This window comes from Streptomyces sp. NPDC059909 (assembly GCF_042730885.1).
Classification (GTDB): Bacteria; Actinomycetota; Actinomycetes; order Streptomycetales; family Streptomycetaceae; genus Streptomyces.
Map to the genome: position 1 here is coordinate 57,336 of NZ_JBHWKX010000022.1, position 20,579 is coordinate 77,914.

The following is a 20,579-nucleotide window of genomic DNA, read 5'->3' on the forward strand; positions in this document are numbered from 1 at the left end:
ACGAGGGGGACACCGGAAACGGTGTCCCCCTCCTCATGAGGACAGCCATATGTACAAACTCCTGTTCAACCTGGTCTTCAAGCGGATGGACCCGGAGGAGGCCCACTACCTGGCCTTCCGCTGGATCCGGCTCGCGGTCCGCATCCCTGTGCTGCGCACGCTCGTCGCCGCCGTACTCGCGCCCCGCCACAAGGAACTGCGCACCGAGGCGCTCGGCCTGCGCATGCACGGCCCCTTCGGCCTCGCCGCCGGCTTCGACAAGAACGCCGTCGCCGTCGACGGCATGGCGATGCTCGGCTTCGACCACATCGAGATCGGTACGGTCACGGCGCAGGCACAGCCCGGCAACCCCAAGAAGCGGCTCTTCCGCCTCGTACCGGACCGTGCGCTGATCAACCGCATGGGGTTCAACAACGAGGGCTCCGCCGCGGTCGCCGCCCGCCTCGCGGCCCGCCGCGAGATCTTCAGGACGGTCGTCGGCGTCAACATCGGCAAGACCAAGGTCGTGCCGGAGGAGGAGGCCGTCGGCGACTACGTGACGTCGACCGAGCGGCTCGCCCACCACGCCGACTACCTCGTCGTCAACGTCTCCTCGCCCAACACGCCCGGGCTGCGGAACCTCCAGGCCACGGAGGCGCTGCGGCCGCTGCTGAGCGCCGTGCGCGAGGCCGCGGACCGCAGCGTGTCCGGCCGCCGCGTCCCGCTCCTCGTCAAGATCGCCCCCGATCTGGCCGACGAGGACGTCGACGCCGTCGCCGACCTGGCCGTCGAGCTCGGCCTGGACGGCATCATCGCCACCAACACCACCATCGCCCGCGACGGCCTCGGCCTGAGGTCGGAGCCCGGCCTGGTGAAGGAGACCGGCGGACTCTCCGGAGCCCCCCTCAAGGAGCGCTCCCTGGAGGTGCTGCGCCGCCTGTACGCACGCGTCGGCGACCGCATCACCCTCGTCGGCGTCGGCGGCATCGAGAACGCCGACGACGCCTGGCGGCGCATCCTCGCCGGCGCCACGCTCGTCCAGGGCTACAGCGCCTTCATCTACGAGGGCCCGTTCTACGCCCGCGCGATCCACAAGGGCCTGGCCGCACGCCTGGCCGCCAGTCCGTACGCCACCCTCGCCGAGGCCGTCGGGGCCGAGGCCGCGAAGTCCCAGGCATGAGCGCGAACACCCACGGAGGAACCCCGATGAGCGACACTCCCGAGCCCTTCGGCGCACGGCTGCGCCACGCCATGAACACGCGCGGGCCGCTCTGCGTCGGCATCGACCCGCACGCGTCGCTGCTCACCGCGTGGGGCCTGGACGACGACGTCGCGGGCCTGGAGCGCTTCACGCGCACGGTCGTCGAGGCGCTCGCCGACCGTGTCGCCGTCCTCAAGCCGCAGTCGGCGTTCTTCGAGCGCTTCGGATCGCGCGGCATCGTGGTCCTGGAGAAGGCCGTCGAGGAGGCGCGGTCCGCCGGTGCCCTGGTGCTGATGGACGCCAAGCGCGGCGACATCGGCTCGACCATGGGCGCGTACGCCGCGGCCTACCTCGACCCGCGCAGCCCGCTGTTCTCCGACGCCGTCACCGTCAGCCCCTACCTGGGCTTCGGCTCGCTGCGGCCCGCCCTGGACGCGGCCGTGCTGGGCGGCTGCGGGGTGTTCGTGCTGGCGCTCACCTCCAACCCCGAGGGCGCCGAGGTCCAGCGGGCGACCGCGGCCGGCGGTGTCTCGCTCGCCCAGCTCATGCTGAACCACATGGCCGACGAGAACGCGGGTGCCTCGCCGCTGGGCTCGGTCGGTGCCGTGGTCGGGGCGACGCTCGGCGACGCGGGCGTCGACCTCGACATCAATGGTCCCCTCCTCGCCCCGGGCATCGGCGCCCAGGGCGCGACCCCGGCGGACCTGCCGGGCGTCTTCGGCTCGGCGGTCGGGAACGTCGTACCGAGTGTGAGCCGTGGCGTGCTGCGGCACGGCCCGGACGTCGCGGCGCTGCGGGAGGCCGCGACGCGCTTCGCCGACGAGGTACGGGTGGCGGTAGCGGGCGTCCAGGGCGTGTCGGGCTGATCGTCCGGAGGGGCCCGGTTCCTCCCGGTCCGACCGATCGGAGGCGGTCCGGGCCCCTGAGACCGATCGTCCGAAGGGGGTCCGGGGCTCTGCTCGGCGGCTCCGGCGGGGCACTGCCTGCGCCTCTCACGGACTTCTTCTTGACAGAAACCCGGTCGGTATGTCTGGAATATCCAGGTCGGCTGATGCTGACCAGGACTTTTCCGCTGTTCTCGCTGACTGGAGCGGTCTCGGCCGCTAGTCTCCGTCGAGAGTCAGCGATGCAACGGCCACTGCGTTGCGTCGTTGCTCGCCTGGTGTGGGGCGACTAGGTTCCTCACCGGTCCGTATCCGACAGTTCGACATCCGAGGTGACGTAGGCGTGGCTCTTCCGCCCCTTACCCCTGAACAGCGCGCAGCCGCGCTCGAAAAGGCCGCCGCGGCTCGCCGGGAGCGGGCCGAGGTCAAGAATCGACTCAAGCACTCCGGCGCCTCCCTCCACGAGGTCATCAAGCAGGGCCAGGAGAACGACGTCATCGGCAAGATGAAGGTCTCCGCCCTGCTCGAGTCCCTCCCCGGCGTCGGCAAGGTCCGCGCCAAGCAAATCATGGAGCGGCTCGGCATCTCCGAGAGCCGCCGCGTGCGAGGGCTCGGCTCCAACCAGATCGCCTCCCTCGAGCGCGAGTTCGGCGGCGCCGGCGCCTGAGTCCGGGGCACTGCCGGGAAACTGGAATAATCGCTGCATGGCAGCAGAGGTACGTCCGCGGCTGACCGTGCTCTCCGGCCCCTCCGGGGTGGGCAAGAGCACGGTCGTCGCCCATATGCGCAAGGTCCACCCCGAGGTCTGGCTCTCGGTGTCGGCCACCACCCGAAAGCCGCGCCCCGGCGAGCGTCACGGCGTCCAGTATTTCTTCGTCACCGACGAAGAATTCGACAAGCTGATCGCCAACGGTGAGCTCCTGGAATGGGCAGAATTCGCGGGCAATCGCTACGGCACGCCACGCCGTGCGGTCCTGGAGCGACTCGAGGCAGGCGAGCCGGTGCTCCTCGAGATCGACCTCCAGGGCGCCCGCCAGGTCAAGGAGTCCATGCCGGACTCCCAGCTGGTCTTCCTGGCGCCTCCCAGCTGGGAGGAACTGGTCCGTCGGCTCACCGGCCGCGGCACCGAGGCGCCCGATGTCATCGAGCGCCGGCTCGAAGCCGCAAAAATCGAACTCGCCGCCGAGTCGGAGTTCGATACGACCCTGGTCAACACCTCCGTCGAGGACGTGGCGCGTGAGCTGCTAGCCTTGATGGCAGTTGTTTGATCTTTTTCCCACCTTTCGGAAGGTAGAGCGTGTCCTCTTCCATCACCGCGCCCGAGGGCATCATCAACCCGCCGATCGACGAGCTGCTCGAGGCCACGGACTCGAAGTACAGCCTCGTGATCTACGCGGCCAAGCGCGCGCGTCAGATCAACGCGTACTACTCGCAGCTCGGCGAGGGTCTGCTCGAGTACGTCGGTCCGCTCGTTGACACCCACGTCCACGAGAAGCCGCTCTCGATCGCCCTGCGCGAGATCAACGCGGGTCTGCTGACCTCCGAGGCCATCGAGGGCCCGGCGCAGTAGGCGCCACAGCACGTTTGCACAGGCCCGGCGGAGCGTCCGCCGGGCCTGTGGTGTGTCATGGATACCGAGTCGAGAGTGCGGGGAGAGGCTGTGGACAAGCCGAAGGTCGTTCTGGGGGTCACCGGCGGCATCGCCGCGTACAAGGCGTGCGAGCTGCTGCGACGGCTGACCGAGTCGGGCCATGACGTGCGTGTCGTGCCCACCGCTTCCGCGCTGCAGTTCGTCGGCGCCCCCACCTGGTCGGCGCTGTCCGGGCACCCGGTCGCCACCGAGGTCTGGTCGGACGTCCACGAGGTCCCGCACGTACGGATCGGGCAGGGCGCCGACCTCGTCGTCGTCGCCCCCGCCACCGCCGACATGCTCGCCAAGGCCGCACACGGCCTCGCCGACGACCTCCTCACCAACACGCTGCTCACCGCCCGCTGCCCCGTGGTCTTCGCGCCCGCGATGCACACCGAGATGTGGGAGCACCCGGCCACCCAGGAGAACGTCGCCACGCTGCGCCGGCGCGGCGCCGTCGTCATCGAGCCCGCCGTCGGCCGGCTCACCGGCGTCGACACCGGCAAGGGGCGGCTGCCCGACCCGGGGGAGATCTTCGAGGTGTGCCGCCGGGTCTTGGCGCGCGGCGCCGCCGTGCCCGACCTGGCCGGCCGCCATGTCGTGATCAGCGCGGGGGGCACCCGTGAGCCGCTCGACCCGGTCCGCTACCTGGGCAACCGCTCCTCCGGCAAGCAGGGGTACGCCCTGGCGCGCACGGCCGCGGCCCGCGGCGCCCGGGTCACGCTCATCGAGGCCAACACCGGCATGGCCGACCCGGCCGGGGTCGACGTGGTCCGCGTCGGCACCGCCGTACAGCTGCGGGAGGCCGTGCTCAAGGCCGCCTCCGACGCCGACGCCGTGGTGATGGCCGCGGCCGTCGCGGACTTCCGGCCGGCGACGTACGCCGAAGGCAAGATCAAGAAGAAGGAGGGCCAGGAGCCCGCGCCGATCACCCTGGTGCGCAACCCGGACATCCTCGCCGAGATCTCCGCCGACCGGGCCCGTCCGGGGCAGGTGATCGTCGGCTTCGCCGCCGAGACCGACGACGTCCTCGCCAACGGCCGCGACAAGCTCCGCCGCAAGGGCTGTGACCTGCTCGTCGTCAACGAGGTGGGGGAGCGCAAGACCTTCGGCTCGGAGGAGAACGAGGCCGTGGTCCTCGGGGCGGACGGCAGCGAGACGCCCGTGCCGTACGGTCCCAAGGAAGCCCTCGCGGACACCGTGTGGGACCTGGTCGCCCCGCGTCTGGCCTGACCGCCGGCGTCGGGCGTGATGTCGGGTGTGCCACTGCGCGTGTGCCGCTGTACGCGCCCGTGGCGCGACGGGTGTTCGGGTGAAACCGGGATGAATTTCTCATCCGCTGCGGCTTTGCAGCCAAAAACCGCGGAATACCGGCCTTCCGGCCGCGTGCGAGCGGCGATGGGCGGTACAGTCGCACGCTGTTTCCGGACCCGCATCACTCCCACGGAGCGAGACGCGTGGTCCGACGGACGAAAGCGCCCGATAAACTGTCCTCGGAACGACGCGGGGCGCAGCCCCCCGGCCGGTCCGCCAATGATCAGCCAGCAGCCGCTGCAACCCCAGGGAGCGTTGTGTCCCGTCGCCTGTTCACCTCGGAGTCCGTGACCGAGGGTCACCCCGACAAGATTGCTGACCAGATCAGCGACACCATTCTCGACGCACTGCTGCGCGAGGACCCCGCGTCCCGCGTCGCCGTGGAGACCCTGATCACCACCGGCCTCGTGCACGTGGCCGGCGAGGTCACCACCAAGGCCTGGGCCGACATCCCCACCCTGGTGCGCAACAAGATCCTCGAGATCGGTTACGACTCCTCGAAGAAGGGCTTCGACGGCGCCTCCTGCGGCGTCTCGGTGTCCATCGGCTCCCAGTCGCCCGACATCGCCCAGGGCGTCGACACGGCGTACGAGTCGCGGGTCGAGGGCGATGACGACGAGCTCGACAAGCAGGGCGCCGGCGACCAGGGCCTGATGTTCGGGTACGCGTGCGACGAGACGCCCGAGCTGATGCCGCTGCCGATCTACCTGGCGCACCGGCTCTCCCGCCGCCTCTCCGAGGTCCGCAAGAACGGGACCATCCCGTACCTGCGCCCGGACGGAAAGACCCAGGTCACCATCGAGTACGACGGCGACAAGGCCGTCCGCCTCGACACGGTCGTGGTCTCCTCGCAGCACGCCTCCGACATCGACCTGGACTCGCTGCTCGCGCCCGACATCCGTGAGTTCGTCGTCGAGCACGTGCTCAAGCAGCTCGTCGAGGACGGCATCAAGCTGGACACCGAGGGCTACCGCCTGCTGGTCAACCCGACCGGACGCTTCGAGATCGGCGGCCCGATGGGCGACGCCGGCCTCACCGGCCGCAAGATCATCATCGACACCTACGGCGGCATGGCCCGCCACGGTGGCGGCGCCTTCTCCGGCAAGGACCCGTCCAAGGTCGACCGCTCCGCCGCCTACGCCATGCGCTGGGTCGCCAAGAACGTCGTGGCCGCCGGCCTCGCCTCGCGCTGCGAGGTCCAGGTCGCGTACGCGATCGGCAAGGCCGAGCCCGTCGGTCTCTTCGTCGAGACCTTCGGCACCGCGGCGGTCGACACCGAGAAGATCGAGAACGCCATCGCCGAGGTCTTCGACCTCCGCCCGGCCGCGATCATCCGCGACCTCGACCTGCTGCGCCCGATCTACGCCCAGACCGCGGCGTACGGCCACTTCGGCCGCGCCCTCCCCGACTTCACCTGGGAGCGCACGGACCGCGTCGACGCGCTGCGCGCGGCGGCGGGCCTGTAGGCCCACGCCGGCCCACATCGCTGTTCCACGGCCCCGGACCGCAACGGTCCGGGGCCGTGTGCTGTCCCGGGCCACCGCCGCTGTCGGTGGCCTCTGGTAGGAATGTTGGCTGTGAGCAGCGACAACGAACGTTCCGACCGGACCGGGGACGGTCCGCCGGAGCAGCTTGCGCTCATCCGCGAGACCGTGCGGAAAGCCAGGGTGCCGCGGGCCAAGCCGCGCACGTGGCGAGGCGCTGCGCTGGCCAAGGAGCTGCCGGTCGCCCGGGTCGTCGTGAACAAGGGGGTCCTGCACCTCGACCAGTTCTTCGACTACGCCGTGCCGGAGGAGCTCGACGCCGCCGCGCAGCCGGGGGTGCGGGTGCGGGTGCGCTTCGGCGCAGGCGCCCACCAGGTCCGCGACGGGCGGCGCGAGGGCGGGCGGCTGATCGATGGGTTCATCGTCGAGCGACGGGCCGAGTCGGACTACTCGGGGCCGCTGGCGGCCCTCGCCGACGTCGTCTCGCCCGAGCCCGTGCTCAGCGCCGAGCTGCTCGCACTGGCGCGGGCGGTCGCCGACCGGTACGCGGGAAGCCTGGCCGACGTGCTGCAGCTGGCGGTGCCGCCGCGCAGCGCACGGGCCGAGGCGAAACCCTCGCCGGAGCCGCTGCCGCCGCCCGCGGCGCCGGACGCGGGAACGTGGGAGCGGTACGGGCGGGGGCCCGGCTTCCTCCAGGCGCTGGCCGACGGGGGCGCGCCGCGGGCCGTCTGGACCGCACTGCCCGGGCCGCACTGGGCGGACGAGCTGGCCAGGGCCGTCGCGGCGACCCTGGCGTCCGGGCGGGGCGCGCTCGTCGTCGTTCCGGACGGAAGAGCCGTGTCGCGGGTCGACGCCGCACTCACCGGGCTCCTCGGCGAGGGGCGCCATGCGGTGCTGACCGCCGAGGCGGGGCCCGAGAAGCGGTACCGGCAGTGGCTGGCCGTTCGGCGCGGGTCCGTGCGGGCAGTGGTCGGCACGAGGGCGGCGATGTTCGCCCCCGTACGGGACCTCGGGCTCGTCGCGATATGGGACGACGGCGACGCCAGCCACAGCGAGCCGCACGCGCCGCTGCCGCACGCGCGCGAGGTGCTGCTGCTGCGCGCCGCCCACGACAGGTGCGGGTTCCTGCTGGGCGCGACGAGCTGCACCGTGGAGGCGGCACAGCTCGTCGCGAGCGGCTGGGCGCTGCCGCTGGCCGCGGACCGGGGACAGGTGCGGAGCGCCGCGCCACTGGTCCGCACCGTCGGTGACGGCGAGCTCGCCCGCGACGAGGCCGCGCGGGCCGCCAGGTTGCCGTCACTGGCCTGGCAGACCGTCCGGGACGGGCTGAAGTCCGGCCCCGTGCTCGTCCAGGTGCCCCGGCGGGGCTACGTACCGAGGCTGGCCTGCGAGCGGTGCCGTACGCCCGCGCGCTGCAGGCACTGCGCCGGGCCGCTGGAGGCTCCGGGCGAGCGCGACCTGCGGTGCGGATGGTGCGGGCAGGACGCCGCGGGGTGGCACTGCGCGGAGTGCGGCAGCGTCCGGCTGCGGGCCCAGGTGGTGGGTGCGCGACGCACCGCGGAGGAGCTGGGGAGGGCGTTCCCGGCGGTGCCGGTGCGCACGTCGGGGCGGGACCATGTGCTGGACACCGTGCCCGGCCGGCCCGCGCTGGTCGTGAGCACACCGGGCGCGGAACCGGTCGCCGAAGGCGGATACGCGGCGGCGCTGCTCCTCGACGGCTGGGCGATGCTCGGCCGGCCCGACCTGCGGGCGGGCGAGGAGGCACTGCGCCGCTGGATCGACGCGGCCTCGCTGGTGCGGGGCCAGGAGGACGGTGGCACGGTCGTGATCGTCGCCGAGCCCACACTGCGCCCGGTGCAGGCGCTCGTCCGTTGGGATCCCGTGGGCCACGCGCAGCGCGAGCTGGCGGAGCGGGCGGAGCTGGGCTTTCCGCCCGTGTCCCGGATGGCCTCGGTGACGGGGCCGGGCGATGCGGTCACCGCGTTCCTTGCGGCGGCGGAGCTGCCGGACGACGCGGAGGTCCTGGGCCCGGTGCCGCTGCCACCGGTCGCTCCGGGCAGCCCCCGGCGCCCCGGCGACCCCCCGGCGGGGGAGCGGTGGGAGCGGGCGCTCCTGCGGGTGCCCCCGGGGAGCGGCGCGGCGCTGGCGGCGGCCCTCAAGGCGGCCCAGGCCGCGCGGCTGGCGCGAGGCGTGACCGTGCCGGTCCGGGTCCGGGTGGACCCGCCGGACATCGGCTGACGTGGGTTTCCGGGGGTGAGTCCCCGGACCTCCGCGGCTGCGCGCGGGGTGGGCTGGGGTGCGGGGGTGCCCGGTGCCTTGGGGGTGGCCGGTGTGTCCGTCCTCAAGCGCCGGGCGGGCTTGGAGCGTGCCCGGCCCACCGCACGGTACCGGGCGCATGCACCCCAAACCCCGCCGGAGCCCCCGCCCCGCCGGAGGCACCGTCAGCCGTTGCGCGGGCCGGGGAAGGCGCTCGGGCGGATCTCCTCGCGGAGGGAGTGGGCGGCGGCCGCCGTCGGCTGGGGCGGCATCGAGCGCGCCGCGGGCACCGCGGGCACCGCAGGCACCGGGGGCGCGGCGACCGCCTCGGTCGCCGCCGGCTGCGGCGTCGCCCGCCGCGACCCGTAACGGCGGTGCACGGCCTGCTTCGTCACGCCCAGCGCCGAGCCCACCGCATCCCACGAGAAGCCCAGCGAACGGTCGAAGTCCACAGCCGCCGTCACCAATGTCTCGACACTGTCGCGCAGTTCCTGCGCGAGGCGGACGGTCGGGGCCGGAGCCCTGCCGTAGACGACGAAGCCCGTGGACGGGCCGGAGCGACGCGGACGGTAGACGTTGCCCAACTGGGCCGTGAGCGTGCGCAGTGCGTCCACCTGCCGGCGGACACGCTCGATGTCCCGCACCAACAGATGCAGGCTCGCCCGGGCTTGGGCGTCGTGGGTTGCGTGGTCGGCCATGAACAAGCCTCTCGAACCGGCGTTGAAAAGGGTCGGGCCGCACCGGGCGGCCCGCTTCGGTCAATCTCTCTTGACCAACGCTCCACCGGGCGTTGTGGTCACGGTGCGCGGGTGCAAGGGCATATGCGCGGGGCGCACGTGCGTCCGTGCGCCCCCTGTCGGTCCGGCCAAATAGACTGGTGCGTCGCGCGACCACCCGGCACACAGAGCGAGGTATCCCCAGTGAAACTTGTCTTCGCAGGCACCCCAGAGGTCGCCGTACCCGCCCTGGACGCGCTGATCGCCTCCGACCGGCACGAGGTCGCGGCCGTCGTCACCCGCCCGGACGCCCCCGCGGGCCGCGGCAGGCGGCTCGTCGCCAGCCCCGTCGCCCAGCGTGCGGAGGAGGCCGGGATCGAGGTCCTCAGGCCCGTCAGGCCGCGCGACGAGGACTTCCTCGCGCGGCTGCGCGAGATCGCCCCGGACTGCTGCCCGGTCGTCGCGTACGGCGCGCTCCTGCCCAAGGCCGCGCTGGACATCCCCGCCCACGGCTGGGTCAACCTGCACTTCTCGCTGCTGCCCGCGTGGCGCGGCGCCGCGCCCGTGCAGCACGCCATCCTCGCCGGGGACGAGATGACCGGCGCGTCGACGTTCCAGATCGAGGAAGGGCTCGACTCCGGCCCGGTCTACGGTGTGATCACCGAGCACGTGCGCACCACCGACACCAGCGGTGACCTGCTCACACGCCTCGCCTTCGCGGGCGCGGGACTGCTCTCCGCGACGATGGACGGCATCGAGGACGGCACGCTCAAGGCCGTACCGCAGCCCGCCGAGGGCGTCACGCTCGCCCCGAAGCTCACCGTCGAGGACGCGCGGGTGGACTGGCACGTGCCCGCGCTCCGGGTCGACCGCGTGGTGCGCGGCTGCACGCCCGCGCCCGGTGCGTGGACCGTCTTCCGCGGCGAGCGGCTGAAGCTGGTCAACGTCCAGCTCCACCCGGACCGCACGGAGCTCGCGCCCGGAGAGCTGATGGTCGGGAAGAACAACGTGTACGCGGGCACCGGTTCGCACGCCGTCGAGCTGCTCTGGGTACAGCCGCAGGGCAAGAAGCCCATGCGCGCCGCGGACTGGGCGCGCGGCGTGCGGATCGCCCCCGGTGAGAGGCTGGGCGCCGCCGACGTAGGCTGAAGGGGATCGACCAGTCCCAGACGCGGAGCACCTTTTGAGTGAGCAGAGCGGCCGTCGCCGTCCCCACAAGCCGTACCGTCGCCCGAAGAAGGACCCCGTGCGGATCCTCGCCTTCGATGCGCTGCGCGCGGTGGACGAGCGGGACGCGTACGCCAATCTCGTGCTGCCGCCGCTGCTGAAGAAGGCCCGTGAGCAGGGTGAGTTCGACAGCCGGGACGCGGCGCTCGCGACCGAGCTGGTGTACGGCACGCTGCGGCGGCAGGGGACGTACGACGCGATCATCGCCGCGTGCGTCGACCGGCCGCTGCGCGAGGTCGACCCGCCGGTGCTGGACGTGCTCTCGCTCGGCGCCCATCAGTTGCTCGGCACGCGCATCCCGACGCACGCGGCCGTCTCGGCGAGCGTGGAGCTGGCCCGGGTGGTGCTCGGTGACGGGCGTGCGAAGTTCGTCAACGCGGTGCTGCGCAAGATCTCGCAGCACGATCTCGACGGGTGGCTGGACCGGGTGGCGCCGCCGTACGACGAGGACGCCGAGGACCACCTGGCCGTGGTCCACTCCCATCCGCGGTGGGTCGTCTCGGCGCTGTGGGACGCGCTGGGCGGCGGCCGCGCCGGGATCGAGGACCTGCTGGAGGCCGACAACGAGCGGCCCGAGGTGACGCTGGTCGCCCGGCCGGGGCGGTCCACGACGGACGAGCTGCTCGACCTGCTCGGCGAGGAGGCCGGGCTGCCGGGGCGCTGGTCGCCCTACGCGGTACGGCTCGCCGAGGGCGGCGAGCCGGGCGCGCTCGACCCCGTGCGCGAAGGACGCGCGGGCGTCCAGGATGAGGGCAGCCAGCTCGTCGCGATAGCCCTCGCCAACGCACCGCTCGACGGCGCCGACGAGCGGTGGCTCGACGGCTGCGCGGGCCCCGGCGGCAAGGCGGCCCTGCTGGGCGCGCTCGCCGCCGGACGCGGCGCCTCGCTGCTGGCCTCCGAGAAGCAGCCGCACCGCGCCCGTCTCGTCGAGCGCGCGCTGGCCGGCAACCCCGGCCCGTACCAGGTCATCGCCGCGGACGGCACCCGCCCGCCATGGCGCCCCGGCTCCTTCGACCGGGTCCTCGTCGACGTGCCCTGCTCGGGCCTCGGCGCCCTGCGCCGCCGCCCCGAGGCCCGCTGGCGCCGCCGCCCCGAGGACCTCGAAAGCTTCGCCCCGCTGCAGCGCACCCTGCTGCGCGAAGCGCTGGCCGCGGTCCGCGTCGGCGGCGTCGTCGGGTACGCGACGTGCTCGCCGCACCTCGCAGAGACCCGCGTGGTCGTCGAGGACGTCCTCAAGGGCCGCGGCGGGGCCCCGGTGTCCGCCGAGTGGATCGACGCCCGCCCCCTGATGCCGGGCGTACCGGCACTGGGCGACGGCCCGGACGTCCAGCTGTGGCCGCACCTGCACGGCACCGACGCGATGTATCTGGCGCTGCTGCGGCGCACGGCGTAACCGTCCTTGCCGGCCGGCCGGAGACGTCGGGGCGGAAGGGTGGAGGGCGGTGCCGGCAACGTGTGGACCCTCGGATCCCGGTCGTCGGTATGCCGTTCCCGGTCCTCCCGCGCAAGCCGGTGCCACAGCATGGCAGTCTTGGCACATGGCCCAGATCAACCCCAGCATCCTGTCCGCCGACTTCGCCCGTCTCGCCGAGGAGGCGAAGGCCGTCGAAAGCGCCGACTGGCTCCACGTAGATGTCATGGACAACCACTTCGTGCCCAATCTGACGCTCGGCGTACCGGTGGTGGAGTCGCTCAGCCGTGCGACCGACATCCCGCTGGACTGCCATCTGATGATCGAGGACCCGGACCGCTGGGCCCCTCAGTACGTCGAGGCCGGTGCCGGTTCCGTCACGTTCCACGTGGAGGCCGCGGCGGCGCCCGTGCGGCTCGCGCGTGAGATCCGGGCCAAGGGGGCGCGTGCCTCGATGGCGCTCAAGCCGGCCACGCCCATCGAGCCGTACGAGGACCTGCTGCCCGAGCTCGACATGCTGCTGATCATGACCGTGGAGCCGGGCTTCGGGGGCCAGGGGTTCCTCGACATCATGCTCCCGAAGATCCGCCGCACCCGGGAGCTGATCACCAAGCACGGACTCGAGCTGTGGCTGCAGGTGGACGGAGGTGTCTCGGAGGCGACGATCGAACAGTGTGCGGAGGCGGGCGCCGATGTCTTCGTCGCCGGCTCCGCGGTGTACGGGGCGGAGGACCCGGCCGAGGCCGTGCGCTCGCTGCGCGACCTGGCGTCCCGGACCATTGCCTCGGCACCCTGGGCATGCGACCACTGAGCCACGCTTACATGAACGGGGCCCGACCGGGCTGATCGACAACCCCGGGATCTGACAGGATGACGGTTCCGGAGTGTGAACAGCAGTGAGGAGAGCGCGGTGTCTGCAATGTCGGCGGGACGACCAGCCCTGCGGATGGGACCCGCGGAGCTGGTGCAGGCGGCGGCCATGGCCCGCCGCTTCTACCTCGAGGGCAAATCCAAGATCCAGATCGCCGAGGAGTTCGGCGTCAGCCGCTTCAAGGTGGCGCGAGTCCTGGAGACCGCGCTCGAACGCGATCTCGTACGGATCGAGATCCGCGTCCCCGCCGAGCTGGACGCGGAGCGCTCCGACGCCCTGCGCGCCCGCTACGGCCTGCGGCACGCGGTGGTCGTCGAGTCCCCGTCGGAGGGCGAGGACGAGTCCCCCGACCCGGAGAACCTCGGTGAGGTCGCCGCGGACCTCCTCGGGGAGCTGGTGGCCGAGGGCGATGTGCTCGGCCTGGCGTGGGGCCGCTCGACGATCCACATGGCGGCCGCGCTGGACCGGCTGCCGCCGTGCACGGTCGTGCAGCTGACGGGTGTGTACGACGCCGGTACCGCCGAGCGCGGCTCGGTCGAGGCGGTGCGGCGCGCCGCGCAGGTCTCGGGCGGAGAGGCGCACCCGATCTACGCGCCGATGCTGCTGCCGGACCCGGCGACCGCAGCGGCGCTGCGGAACCAGACGGGCATCGCGCGTGCCTTCGAGTACTTCGACAAGGTGACCGTCGCGTGCGTGTCGATCGGCTCCTGGGAGCCGGGCATCTCGACGGTCCACGACATGCTCACGGACGAGGAGCGGGCGCACTACGCCTCGCTCGGCGTCGCCGCGGAGATGTCGGCCCACCTCTTCGACGCGGACGGCCGTCGCGTCGGTCGTGATCTCGGCGAGCGCTGCATCACGGTCGAGGCGGACCGGCTGCGCCGGATCCCCGAGGTCGTCGCGATCGCGGGCGGCCAGCGCAAGGCGGCGGCGATCGGCGCGGTGCTGCGGTCGGGGCTCGTCACCAGCCTCGTGACGGACACCGCGGCGGCGGACTACCTCCTGACGGAGTCCCAGCCGGGCCCGCGGCCGGCACTGGAGCGCGCGGACCCCGACGACTGACACCCCCCGGCTCCGGCCCCATCCCCACAGCCCGTCCCGGCTTCCGCCGGGCCGGGCTGCGTGCGTTTCGCGCCCGCCGACGCCCGCCGACTCCTCCGGAGTCGAGCCTCCGGCGTCACGAAGGATCGGGCCCGAGGCCGTACAGGCGCCGCGCGTTTCCCGCTGCCAGCAGGTGGGCCACACGTTCGCCGTCCGGCCCCGACCAGGCGCCGGACGCCGTCCAGGCGTCCAGGAGGCGGGTCAGCGCCTCCTCGAAGACGCGGGCGCCGACGACGTAGAGCTCCGGGAGCCCGAAGGCGTCGCTCGAGTACAGCAGCTTGCCGAACGGGGTCAGTTCCAGTGCCTCGGCGAGCACGGCCTCGGCGCGCGCGCCCGTATGGGACAGGGCCAGGCCGACGTCCGCGTACACATGTGTGAACACGTTGGCGAGATAGGCGGCATGCCGGTGGTACGGGTAGCCGTGCAGGAGGACCAGCGGGCAGCCGTACGGGGCGACGGCCCGGACGAAGTCCGTCAGGAGCAGCGGATCGCAGCGGTCGAGGCGCAGATCGGGATCGCCGAAGCCCGTGTGGAGCTGGAGCGGCAGTCCGGTGCGGACCGCCGACCAGAGGAGATGGCGCAGCAGGACGGGGTCGGTGAGCCGCTCGCCAGGCGTGCGGCCGTCCAGCCAGCGCGCGGCCGCGGCGTGCACCTCGGCCGCGGTCGGCGGCTCGGGGTCCAGTCCGAGGCCGTAGCGGTACGCGGCGATGGACTTGAACCCGGCCGCCGTGCGGGTGGCGGCCGCGACGGCGTGGTCGAGCACCTCGACGAACGCCTCCGGGCCGTGGCTCGCGTCCGCCGTCCGTTCGGCCAGCGACTCCAGCCGTACGATCGCGTGCGCCTCGCCGCCGCCGAGCTCCGCGAGTTCGGCGGGGCCCGTCAGGTCGCCCGGCAGCCCGGTGTCGACGAGATACGTGCCCGTGCCGCTCGCCCGCAGCAGCCTCCGCGTCGCCTCGTCCGCGCCCAGTTCCCGGCGGCGCTCCAGATACCGCTCGGGAGGGCAGTGGGGGTCCAGACCGAGCAGCGGCGGGCACCAGCGGCGCACCGCGAAGCCGAGCTGCGTGTCGAAGAAACTCGTGCCGGGTGCGGCCGGGGCGTCCGACTCGGTCAGGTGCGAGGTGAATGTGTCCGCGTCCGGGCTCCGGCGCAGCACACCGTGGCAGTGATGGTCGACGAGCGGCGGCAGCGCGAGCGTCATTCAGTACCGCCCGCGCGTCGCGTCGGCGATCTCCTGCGGGCTGCTTCCTGCGAACAGCTCGGTCTCGGCCCGGCGTACGGCGACGATCGCCTCGAACAGCGCATCGCCGAGCGCCTCGCGCAGCACGTCCGACCGGCCGAAGTGGTCCAGCGCCTCGGGCAGCGACCGCGGCAGCCGGGCGGGGCCGCCGCCCGGCGCGGGCTCCGGCCCCGCCGCCGGGTCCCCCTGCACCGGAGGCGGAAGGGCCGCCTTCGCGGCGATCCCCGCGAGACCGGCCGCGATCACCGCGCCCGTCACCAGGTACGGATTGGCCGCCGCGTCGAAGCACTTCACCTCGGCGTTCGCGCCCTCCGGGTCGTCCGGCGCGCCCGTGATGAACCGGAGTGCGGCCTCGCGGTTCTCCAGGCCCCAGCACTGGAAGACGCCCGCCCAGCGGGACGGTTCGAGGCGGAGGTAGCTCGCGGGGGAGGGGGCGCCGATCGCGAGGAGGGCCGGGAGGGCGTCCAGGACGCCCGCCAGGAACGCCTCGCTGTCGGGGGTCATCCCGAAGGGGCCCGGACCGCCCCGGCACAGGTTCTGCCCGTCCCGCCAAAGGCTGAGGTGGAGGTGGCCGCCGTTGCCGACGCCGCCCGCCTCCACCACCGGGCCGAACAACGCGGTGAGCCCGTGCCGCAGGGACACCGCCCGCACCGTCTCGCGCACCAGCACCGCGAGGTCCGCCGCTCCCACCGGGTCGGACGGGGCCACCGACACCTCGAACTGTCCCTCGGCGTACTCGGGGTGGATCTGGAGCACCTCGACGCCCTGCGCGACCAGCGCGCGCAGCACCTCCTCGACGTAGTCGGAGAGCTCCACCACCCGGGCCATCCCGTACGCGGGCCCGGTGCAGGCGGGCACGCCGTCCCGCTGCACGACCCACTCGGTCTCGAAGCCCATCCGCAGCTCGATGCCGTGCTCCGCGGCACGCCGGACCATCCGCCGGGCGAAGAGCCGCTGGCACGCGGCGTACGGCCCTCCCTGCTGGTCGTAGCGGTCGACGGGCGCCCAGGCCCAGCCGGGCTGTCCGGCGAGCACCGTGAGCCGATCGAGGTCGGGGACGAGTCTCAGGTCACCGTCCGGGCCCCCGACATGGCGGCTCGTGGTGATGGAGTCGTCCACCAGGTAGACGTCGAAGACGGGCGACATGCCCACGCCGCGCGCCGCTGCCTGGGCCAGACGGCCGACGGGCACGGCCTTCACCCGCGTGAGACCCGCGTTGTCCACCCAGGTCAGGGCCGCCCCGTGGACGCCCTCCGCCAGGAGGCGCGCGGTCTCCGGACGCGCGAGCTGCCGGGCCTCCTGACGCGCCTGCTCACGCTCCTGCCGCGGGGCCCGCTGATGCCGCTCCTGATGCCAGGCCTGATGCCGGTCCTGATGCCGGTCCTGATTCCGGTCGCTGTGCTGCACGGGGCATTCCCTACCCGCCCGGCCCCACCTTCACCGCCTCCACCACGCGACCGTGGCAGCATCGGCGTCATGCCGCACCGGTCGCCCCTCCGCCTCGCCCTGGCGCTGTCGGCCCTCCTGGGGCTGCTGCTGACCGGCTGCTCGTCCGGCGTCCAGGCGCCGGACGCGGCGCCCACCGGAACCGCCACCCGGGCCGCCCTGGCGACCGTCCGCCCGGCCGACCTGCCTCCCGAGGCCCGCGAGACCCTGCGGCTGATCGACGAGGGCGGGCCGTTCCCGTACGAGAAGGACGGCGCCGCCTTCGGTAACTTCGAGGGGATCCTGCCGAAGCAGCACCGCGGCTACTACCGCGAGTACACCGTGCGCACGCCCGGCGAGCGCGACCGCGGGGCCCGCCGCATTGTCACCGGGCGCGGCGGTGAGATCTACTACACCGACGATCACTACGAGACGTTCAGGGAGGTGCTCCGATGAGGAACGGCCCCCTCGCGGCACTGTTCAGTGCCGCCGCCGGCCGGAACATCGTCGTGCTCGACCTCCACGGGGTGACGGACAAGGCCGCGTTCATGGAGCGCTGCGCGAGCGACCTGGAGCTTCCCGCCTGGTTCGGCCGGAACTGGGACGCGCTCGCCGACTGCCTGACCGACCTGCCGGGGGACGAGGGCACGCTCGTCCTCGTCCGCCGCTGGCAGGAGTACGCCGCGGCCCGGCATGGTGAGTGGGAGACCGCCCAGGACGTCTTCGCGCAGGCGGTCGACAGCATGCCGGGGCGGCTCGCCGTGCTCGTCGCCCTTGGAGGTTCCGACCAGAGGGCATAGCCCGTCCTGGATGATCAGCCCGGGCGGTTCATTCCCCGGGTCATGGGACAATGAAGTACGTGCGTTTTCTCCCGGAGGAACTTCCGGGACCCTCCGATCGACTGGGATGTTCAGCACGTGCGTTTCCTCAATGACATCAAGCCGCCGTACGACCTGACGTACGACGATGTGTTCATGGTGCCGAGCCGCTCGGCCGTGGGCTCCCGTCAGGGGGTCGACCTCGCCTCTCACGACGGCACGGGTACCACCATCCCGCTGGTCGTCGCCAACATGACCGCGATCGCCGGCCGCCGGATGGCCGAGACCATGGCCCGCCGCGGCGGACTGGTCGTCATCCCGCAGGACATCCCGATCGAGGTCGTCACCGACGTCATCTCCTGGGTGAAGACGCGCCACCTCGTACTCGACACCCCGATCGTGCTGACCCCGCACCAGACCGTCGCCGACGCGCTGTCCCTGCTGCCCAAGCGGGCGCACGGCGCCGGTGTCGTCGTCGACGAGGAGCAGCGCCCCGTCGGCGTCGTCACCGAGCACGACCTGACCGGCGTGGACCGCTTCACGCAGCTCTCCGAGGTCATGTCCAAGGATCTGCTGCTCATCGACGCGGACATCGACCCGCGCGAGGCGTTCACGACCCTCGACAACGCCAACCGCAAGATCGCGCCCGCGGTCGACCGCGACGGCAGGCTCGTGGGCGTCCTCACCCGCAAGGGCGCGCTGCGCGCGACCCTGTACACCCCGGCCACCGATGCCGGCGGCAAGCTGCGCATCGCGGCCGCCGTCGGCGTCAACGGCGACTTCGTGGCCAAGGCCAAGCAGCTGCTCGACGCGGGCGTGGACACGCTCGTCATCGACACGGCCCACGGCCACCAGGAGTCGATGATCTCCGCGATCAAGGCCGTGCGCGGCCTGGACCCGCAGGTTCCGATCGTCGCGGGCAACATCGTCGCCGCCGAGGGCGTCCGGGACCTCATCGAGGCCGGCGCGGACATCATCAAGGTCGGCGTCGGCCCCGGCGCCATGTGCACCACGCGCATGATGACCGGCGTGGGCCGCCCGCAGTTCTCCGCCGTCATGGAGTGCGCCGCCGAGGCGAAGAAGTACGGCAAGCACGTGTGGGCGGACGGCGGTGTCCGGCACCCGCGCGACGTCGCCATGGCACTCGCCGCCGGCGCGTCCAACGTCATGATCGGTTCCTGGTTCGCGGGTACGTACGAGTCCCCGGGCGACCTCCAGCACACCGCCGACGGGCGTCCCTACAAGGAGTCGTTCGGCATGGCCTCCGCGCGTGCGGTGCAGAACCGTACGAGCGAGGAGTCGGCGTACGACCGTGCCCGCAAGGCGCTCTTCGAGGAGGGCATCTCCACCTCGCGGATGTTCCTCGACCCGGCCCGCCCGGGCGTCGAGGACCTGATCGACTCGATCATCGCGGGCGTCCGGTCCTCCTGCACCTACGCGGGCGCGGGCTCGCTCGAGGAGTTCGCCGAGAAGGCGATCGTCGGCATCCAGAGCGCCGCCGGTTACGCCGAGGGCAAGCCGCTGCACGCCAGCTGGAGCTAGCCACGGCGGGGCACGGCCGCACACGGCCGGCCTCGGCAGTGCGCCGGCAACGGCCCCCGGGATCACTCCGGGGGCCGTTGCCTTTCCCGTGAACGGTCGGAGCGGCGGCGCTGTACGCCCGTCCCGGGTACGAGCCCACCGTGTCGTACACCGACCGCTGGGCGTTCCTCGACGAGGCGGGCCGGCGGCACGTATGCGCCGACCCGTGCACCTCCTCGTCAAGCGCCTCGGCCGACGAACCCGGCGCCGCGCAGGGCGTCCGCGACCGCAGAGGCCATCAGGGCATGCCCCGCGTCGTTCGGATGGAGCCCGTCCGCCAGGTGGTCCGCCGTCAGCAGACCGCGGCCGGGGAGCAGCGCCAGCCGCCCGTCGCCCGCCGAGGCGAGGTCCAGGGCCGCGGACTCCATCGCCGTGCGCAGCTCGGCGAGCGTGGCGCCGCAGGCGTTGGGCGTCGACTCGGCCTCGGGGTGCAGGACCGGGGAGAGAACGAGCAGGGGCGTGTCCGGATGACCCTGGCGTACGAGGGCGACGAAGGCGCGCACCGTCTCGTACAGCAGGGGAGCGGTGTACGGGATCCGGGACCAGCAGTTGGTGCCGAACGCGAGGGTCAGGACCTCGGCGGGGAGCGCCGCGAGCTGCTGCGCGACGGGGAGTTCGCCGCGGGCCGCGCCCGCGTACCCGAGGTTGACGGTGTCCAGGCCGAGGGCCCGGCCCGCGGCCGCGGGCCAGGAGCGGGCGGGGCGGGTCGACCACCAGCCCTCCGTGATCGAGTCGCCGTGCACGACCCAGCGCGGGCGCCCCGGCGCGGGGAGCAGCGTGCCGCCCATGCCGCGCAGACCGAGGATCACGGGCGACTGGGACTCGGGCGGATGGAGGGTGAAGGGCCCCTCGCCGGAGGGGAGTTCGATGGTGACCGTCGCCTCCTCGGTGGGCCCGGCGAACGAGTCGTGCACCCAGTGGTCGCCCCGCCAGAGCGAGAAGCAGTGGGCGAGGTCGCGCAGCGGCTCCGTCGCGCCGGGCACCCGCGCGCGATACCGCACCTGGACCGCGCGCGCCCCGTCCGGCACGGTGAACTCCAGCCGTACGCCGATGGGGAGCGCGGCCCGCTCGCGGGTGTCCCACGGCAGCCGGTCCAGATCGCCGGGATCGGCCCGCACCACCCGCTCACCGTCGCGCCAGGCCACACCGCGCAGGAAAGGGCCGGGATCGAGCCAGGCCGGGTCCTGTGTACCGGGCGTCGTGCCGGCTGTCGTCTCGCGCATCAAGTCGGGCCTCCGGTTGTCGGATACGGGAGCGGACACACGTTCAACGGGCCGGACACCCAAAGGGCACACGACCGCCATCGACCGTGTGCCCGGACCGGGGGGAGTCACCGTGCAGCGGACCTGACGAAGTGTCAATGACAAGGAGTCGTCCCGGCGACCACTGTTACCGCAGGGAGCGTTGCGCCCTGTGTGCCGGATCGCGTAGCTTGACTGCCCCT

19 protein-coding genes are annotated in these 20,579 nt (G+C 73.0%); 15 read left to right on the plus strand and 4 right to left on the minus strand.

All coding sequences use genetic code 11. From position 1 onward, the window contains the following. The first annotated feature begins 49 nt into the window (after positions 1–49). The 8 genes from ACFV9O_RS17315 (at position 50) to ACFV9O_RS17350 (ending at position 8,730) form a co-directional block, all read left to right on the plus strand. Positions 50–1,159 (plus strand): quinone-dependent dihydroorotate dehydrogenase, encoded by a 1,110-nt coding sequence (locus tag ACFV9O_RS17315; RefSeq protein ID WP_385418341.1) that lies wholly within the window; start codon positions 50–52, stop codon positions 1,157–1,159. 26 nt (positions 1,160–1,185) lie between these two features. After that, a complete protein-coding gene (gene pyrF, locus ACFV9O_RS17320; protein ID WP_385418344.1) occupies positions 1,186–2,046 on the plus strand; it encodes an orotidine-5'-phosphate decarboxylase in 861 nt (286 codons plus the stop codon). Between the two features lie 361 nt (positions 2,047–2,407). Then, the gene (locus ACFV9O_RS17325; protein ID WP_030493613.1) at positions 2,408–2,731 is read left to right on the plus strand and encodes an integration host factor; all 324 of its coding nucleotides are present in this window, start codon (positions 2,408–2,410) and stop codon (positions 2,729–2,731) included. Positions 2,732–2,768: 37 nt separating this feature from the next. Beyond that, complete coding sequence (gmk, locus tag ACFV9O_RS17330; protein WP_385418348.1) at positions 2,769–3,332, plus strand: guanylate kinase; 564 nt, start codon at positions 2,769–2,771, stop codon at positions 3,330–3,332. Positions 3,333–3,361: 29 nt separating this feature from the next. Next, the gene (gene rpoZ / locus ACFV9O_RS17335) at positions 3,362–3,634 is read left to right on the plus strand and encodes a DNA-directed RNA polymerase subunit omega (RefSeq protein WP_005319902.1); all 273 of its coding nucleotides are present in this window, start codon (positions 3,362–3,364) and stop codon (positions 3,632–3,634) included. Positions 3,635–3,691: 57 nt separating this feature from the next. Continuing rightward, positions 3,692–4,927 carry a bifunctional phosphopantothenoylcysteine decarboxylase/phosphopantothenate--cysteine ligase CoaBC gene (gene coaBC / locus ACFV9O_RS17340; protein ID WP_385418352.1) on the plus strand — a complete coding sequence of 412 codons (1,236 nt, stop codon included), beginning with the start codon at positions 3,692–3,694 and terminating at the stop codon, positions 4,925–4,927. Between the two features lie 338 nt (positions 4,928–5,265). Continuing rightward, positions 5,266–6,474, plus strand: coding sequence for a methionine adenosyltransferase (metK, locus tag ACFV9O_RS17345; RefSeq protein ID WP_385418355.1), 1,209 nt, complete (start codon positions 5,266–5,268; stop codon positions 6,472–6,474). Positions 6,475–6,585: 111 nt separating this feature from the next. Next, entirely contained in the window at positions 6,586–8,730 is a 2,145-nt protein-coding gene (locus ACFV9O_RS17350) for a primosomal protein N' (protein ID WP_385418358.1), read from the plus strand. Between the two features lie 203 nt (positions 8,731–8,933). Here the strand turns inward: ACFV9O_RS17350 and ACFV9O_RS17355 are convergent, their stop codons facing one another. Then, complete coding sequence (locus ACFV9O_RS17355; RefSeq protein ID WP_385418361.1) at positions 8,934–9,446, minus strand: hypothetical protein; 513 nt, start codon at positions 9,444–9,446, stop codon at positions 8,934–8,936. 222 nt (positions 9,447–9,668) lie between these two features. On the opposite strand from ACFV9O_RS17355, the gene fmt reads away from it, so the two are divergent. The 4 genes from fmt to ACFV9O_RS17375 all read left to right on the plus strand — a co-directional run bounded on the left by fmt (position 9,669) and on the right by ACFV9O_RS17375 (position 14,035). Then, on the plus strand, positions 9,669–10,613 hold the full coding sequence (gene fmt, locus ACFV9O_RS17360; protein ID WP_385418364.1) for a methionyl-tRNA formyltransferase: 945 nt from the start codon (positions 9,669–9,671) through the stop codon (positions 10,611–10,613). Positions 10,614–10,647: 34 nt separating this feature from the next. Beyond that, positions 10,648–12,084, plus strand: a complete 1,437-nt coding sequence (locus tag ACFV9O_RS17365; RefSeq protein WP_385418367.1) for an RsmB/NOP family class I SAM-dependent RNA methyltransferase — start codon at positions 10,648–10,650, stop codon at positions 12,082–12,084. Between the two features lie 145 nt (positions 12,085–12,229). Then, complete coding sequence (gene rpe, locus ACFV9O_RS17370) at positions 12,230–12,913, plus strand: ribulose-phosphate 3-epimerase (RefSeq protein ID WP_385418370.1); 684 nt, start codon at positions 12,230–12,232, stop codon at positions 12,911–12,913. 75 nt (positions 12,914–12,988) lie between these two features. Next, the gene (locus ACFV9O_RS17375) at positions 12,989–14,035 is read left to right on the plus strand and encodes a sugar-binding transcriptional regulator (RefSeq protein ID WP_385418373.1); all 1,047 of its coding nucleotides are present in this window, start codon (positions 12,989–12,991) and stop codon (positions 14,033–14,035) included. A gap of 115 nt (positions 14,036–14,150) precedes the next feature. On the opposite strand, the gene ACFV9O_RS17380 is transcribed toward ACFV9O_RS17375, so the two are convergent. Both ACFV9O_RS17380 and ACFV9O_RS17385 read right to left on the minus strand, forming a co-directional pair. Further along, the gene (locus ACFV9O_RS17380; RefSeq protein ID WP_385418376.1) at positions 14,151–15,272 is read right to left on the minus strand and encodes an amidohydrolase family protein; all 1,122 of its coding nucleotides are present in this window, start codon (positions 15,270–15,272) and stop codon (positions 14,151–14,153) included. Then, complete coding sequence (locus ACFV9O_RS17385; protein ID WP_385418483.1) at positions 15,273–16,571, minus strand: glutamine synthetase; 1,299 nt, start codon at positions 16,569–16,571, stop codon at positions 15,273–15,275. It lies immediately after the preceding gene. 216 nt (positions 16,572–16,787) lie between these two features. On the opposite strand from ACFV9O_RS17385, the gene ACFV9O_RS17390 reads away from it, so the two are divergent. From ACFV9O_RS17390 to ACFV9O_RS17400, 3 genes are all read left to right on the plus strand, one after another. After that, a complete protein-coding gene (locus tag ACFV9O_RS17390; protein WP_385418379.1) occupies positions 16,788–17,192 on the plus strand; it encodes a ribonuclease domain-containing protein in 405 nt (134 codons plus the stop codon). Continuing rightward, a complete protein-coding gene (locus tag ACFV9O_RS17395) occupies positions 17,189–17,536 on the plus strand; it encodes a barstar family protein (RefSeq protein WP_385418382.1) in 348 nt (115 codons plus the stop codon). Before ACFV9O_RS17390 ends, ACFV9O_RS17395 begins: the two co-directional genes overlap by 4 nt. 117 nt (positions 17,537–17,653) lie before the next feature. Beyond that, complete coding sequence (locus ACFV9O_RS17400; protein WP_385418385.1) at positions 17,654–19,096, plus strand: GuaB1 family IMP dehydrogenase-related protein; 1,443 nt, start codon at positions 17,654–17,656, stop codon at positions 19,094–19,096. 218 nt (positions 19,097–19,314) lie between these two features. Here ACFV9O_RS17400 and ACFV9O_RS17405 read toward each other — a convergent pair whose 3' ends face one another. Beyond that, positions 19,315–20,358: a GDSL-type esterase/lipase family protein gene (locus ACFV9O_RS17405; RefSeq protein ID WP_385418387.1), complete on the minus strand. Its 1,044-nt coding sequence runs from the start codon at positions 20,356–20,358 to the stop codon at positions 19,315–19,317. Positions 20,359–20,579: the final 221 nt, after the last annotated feature.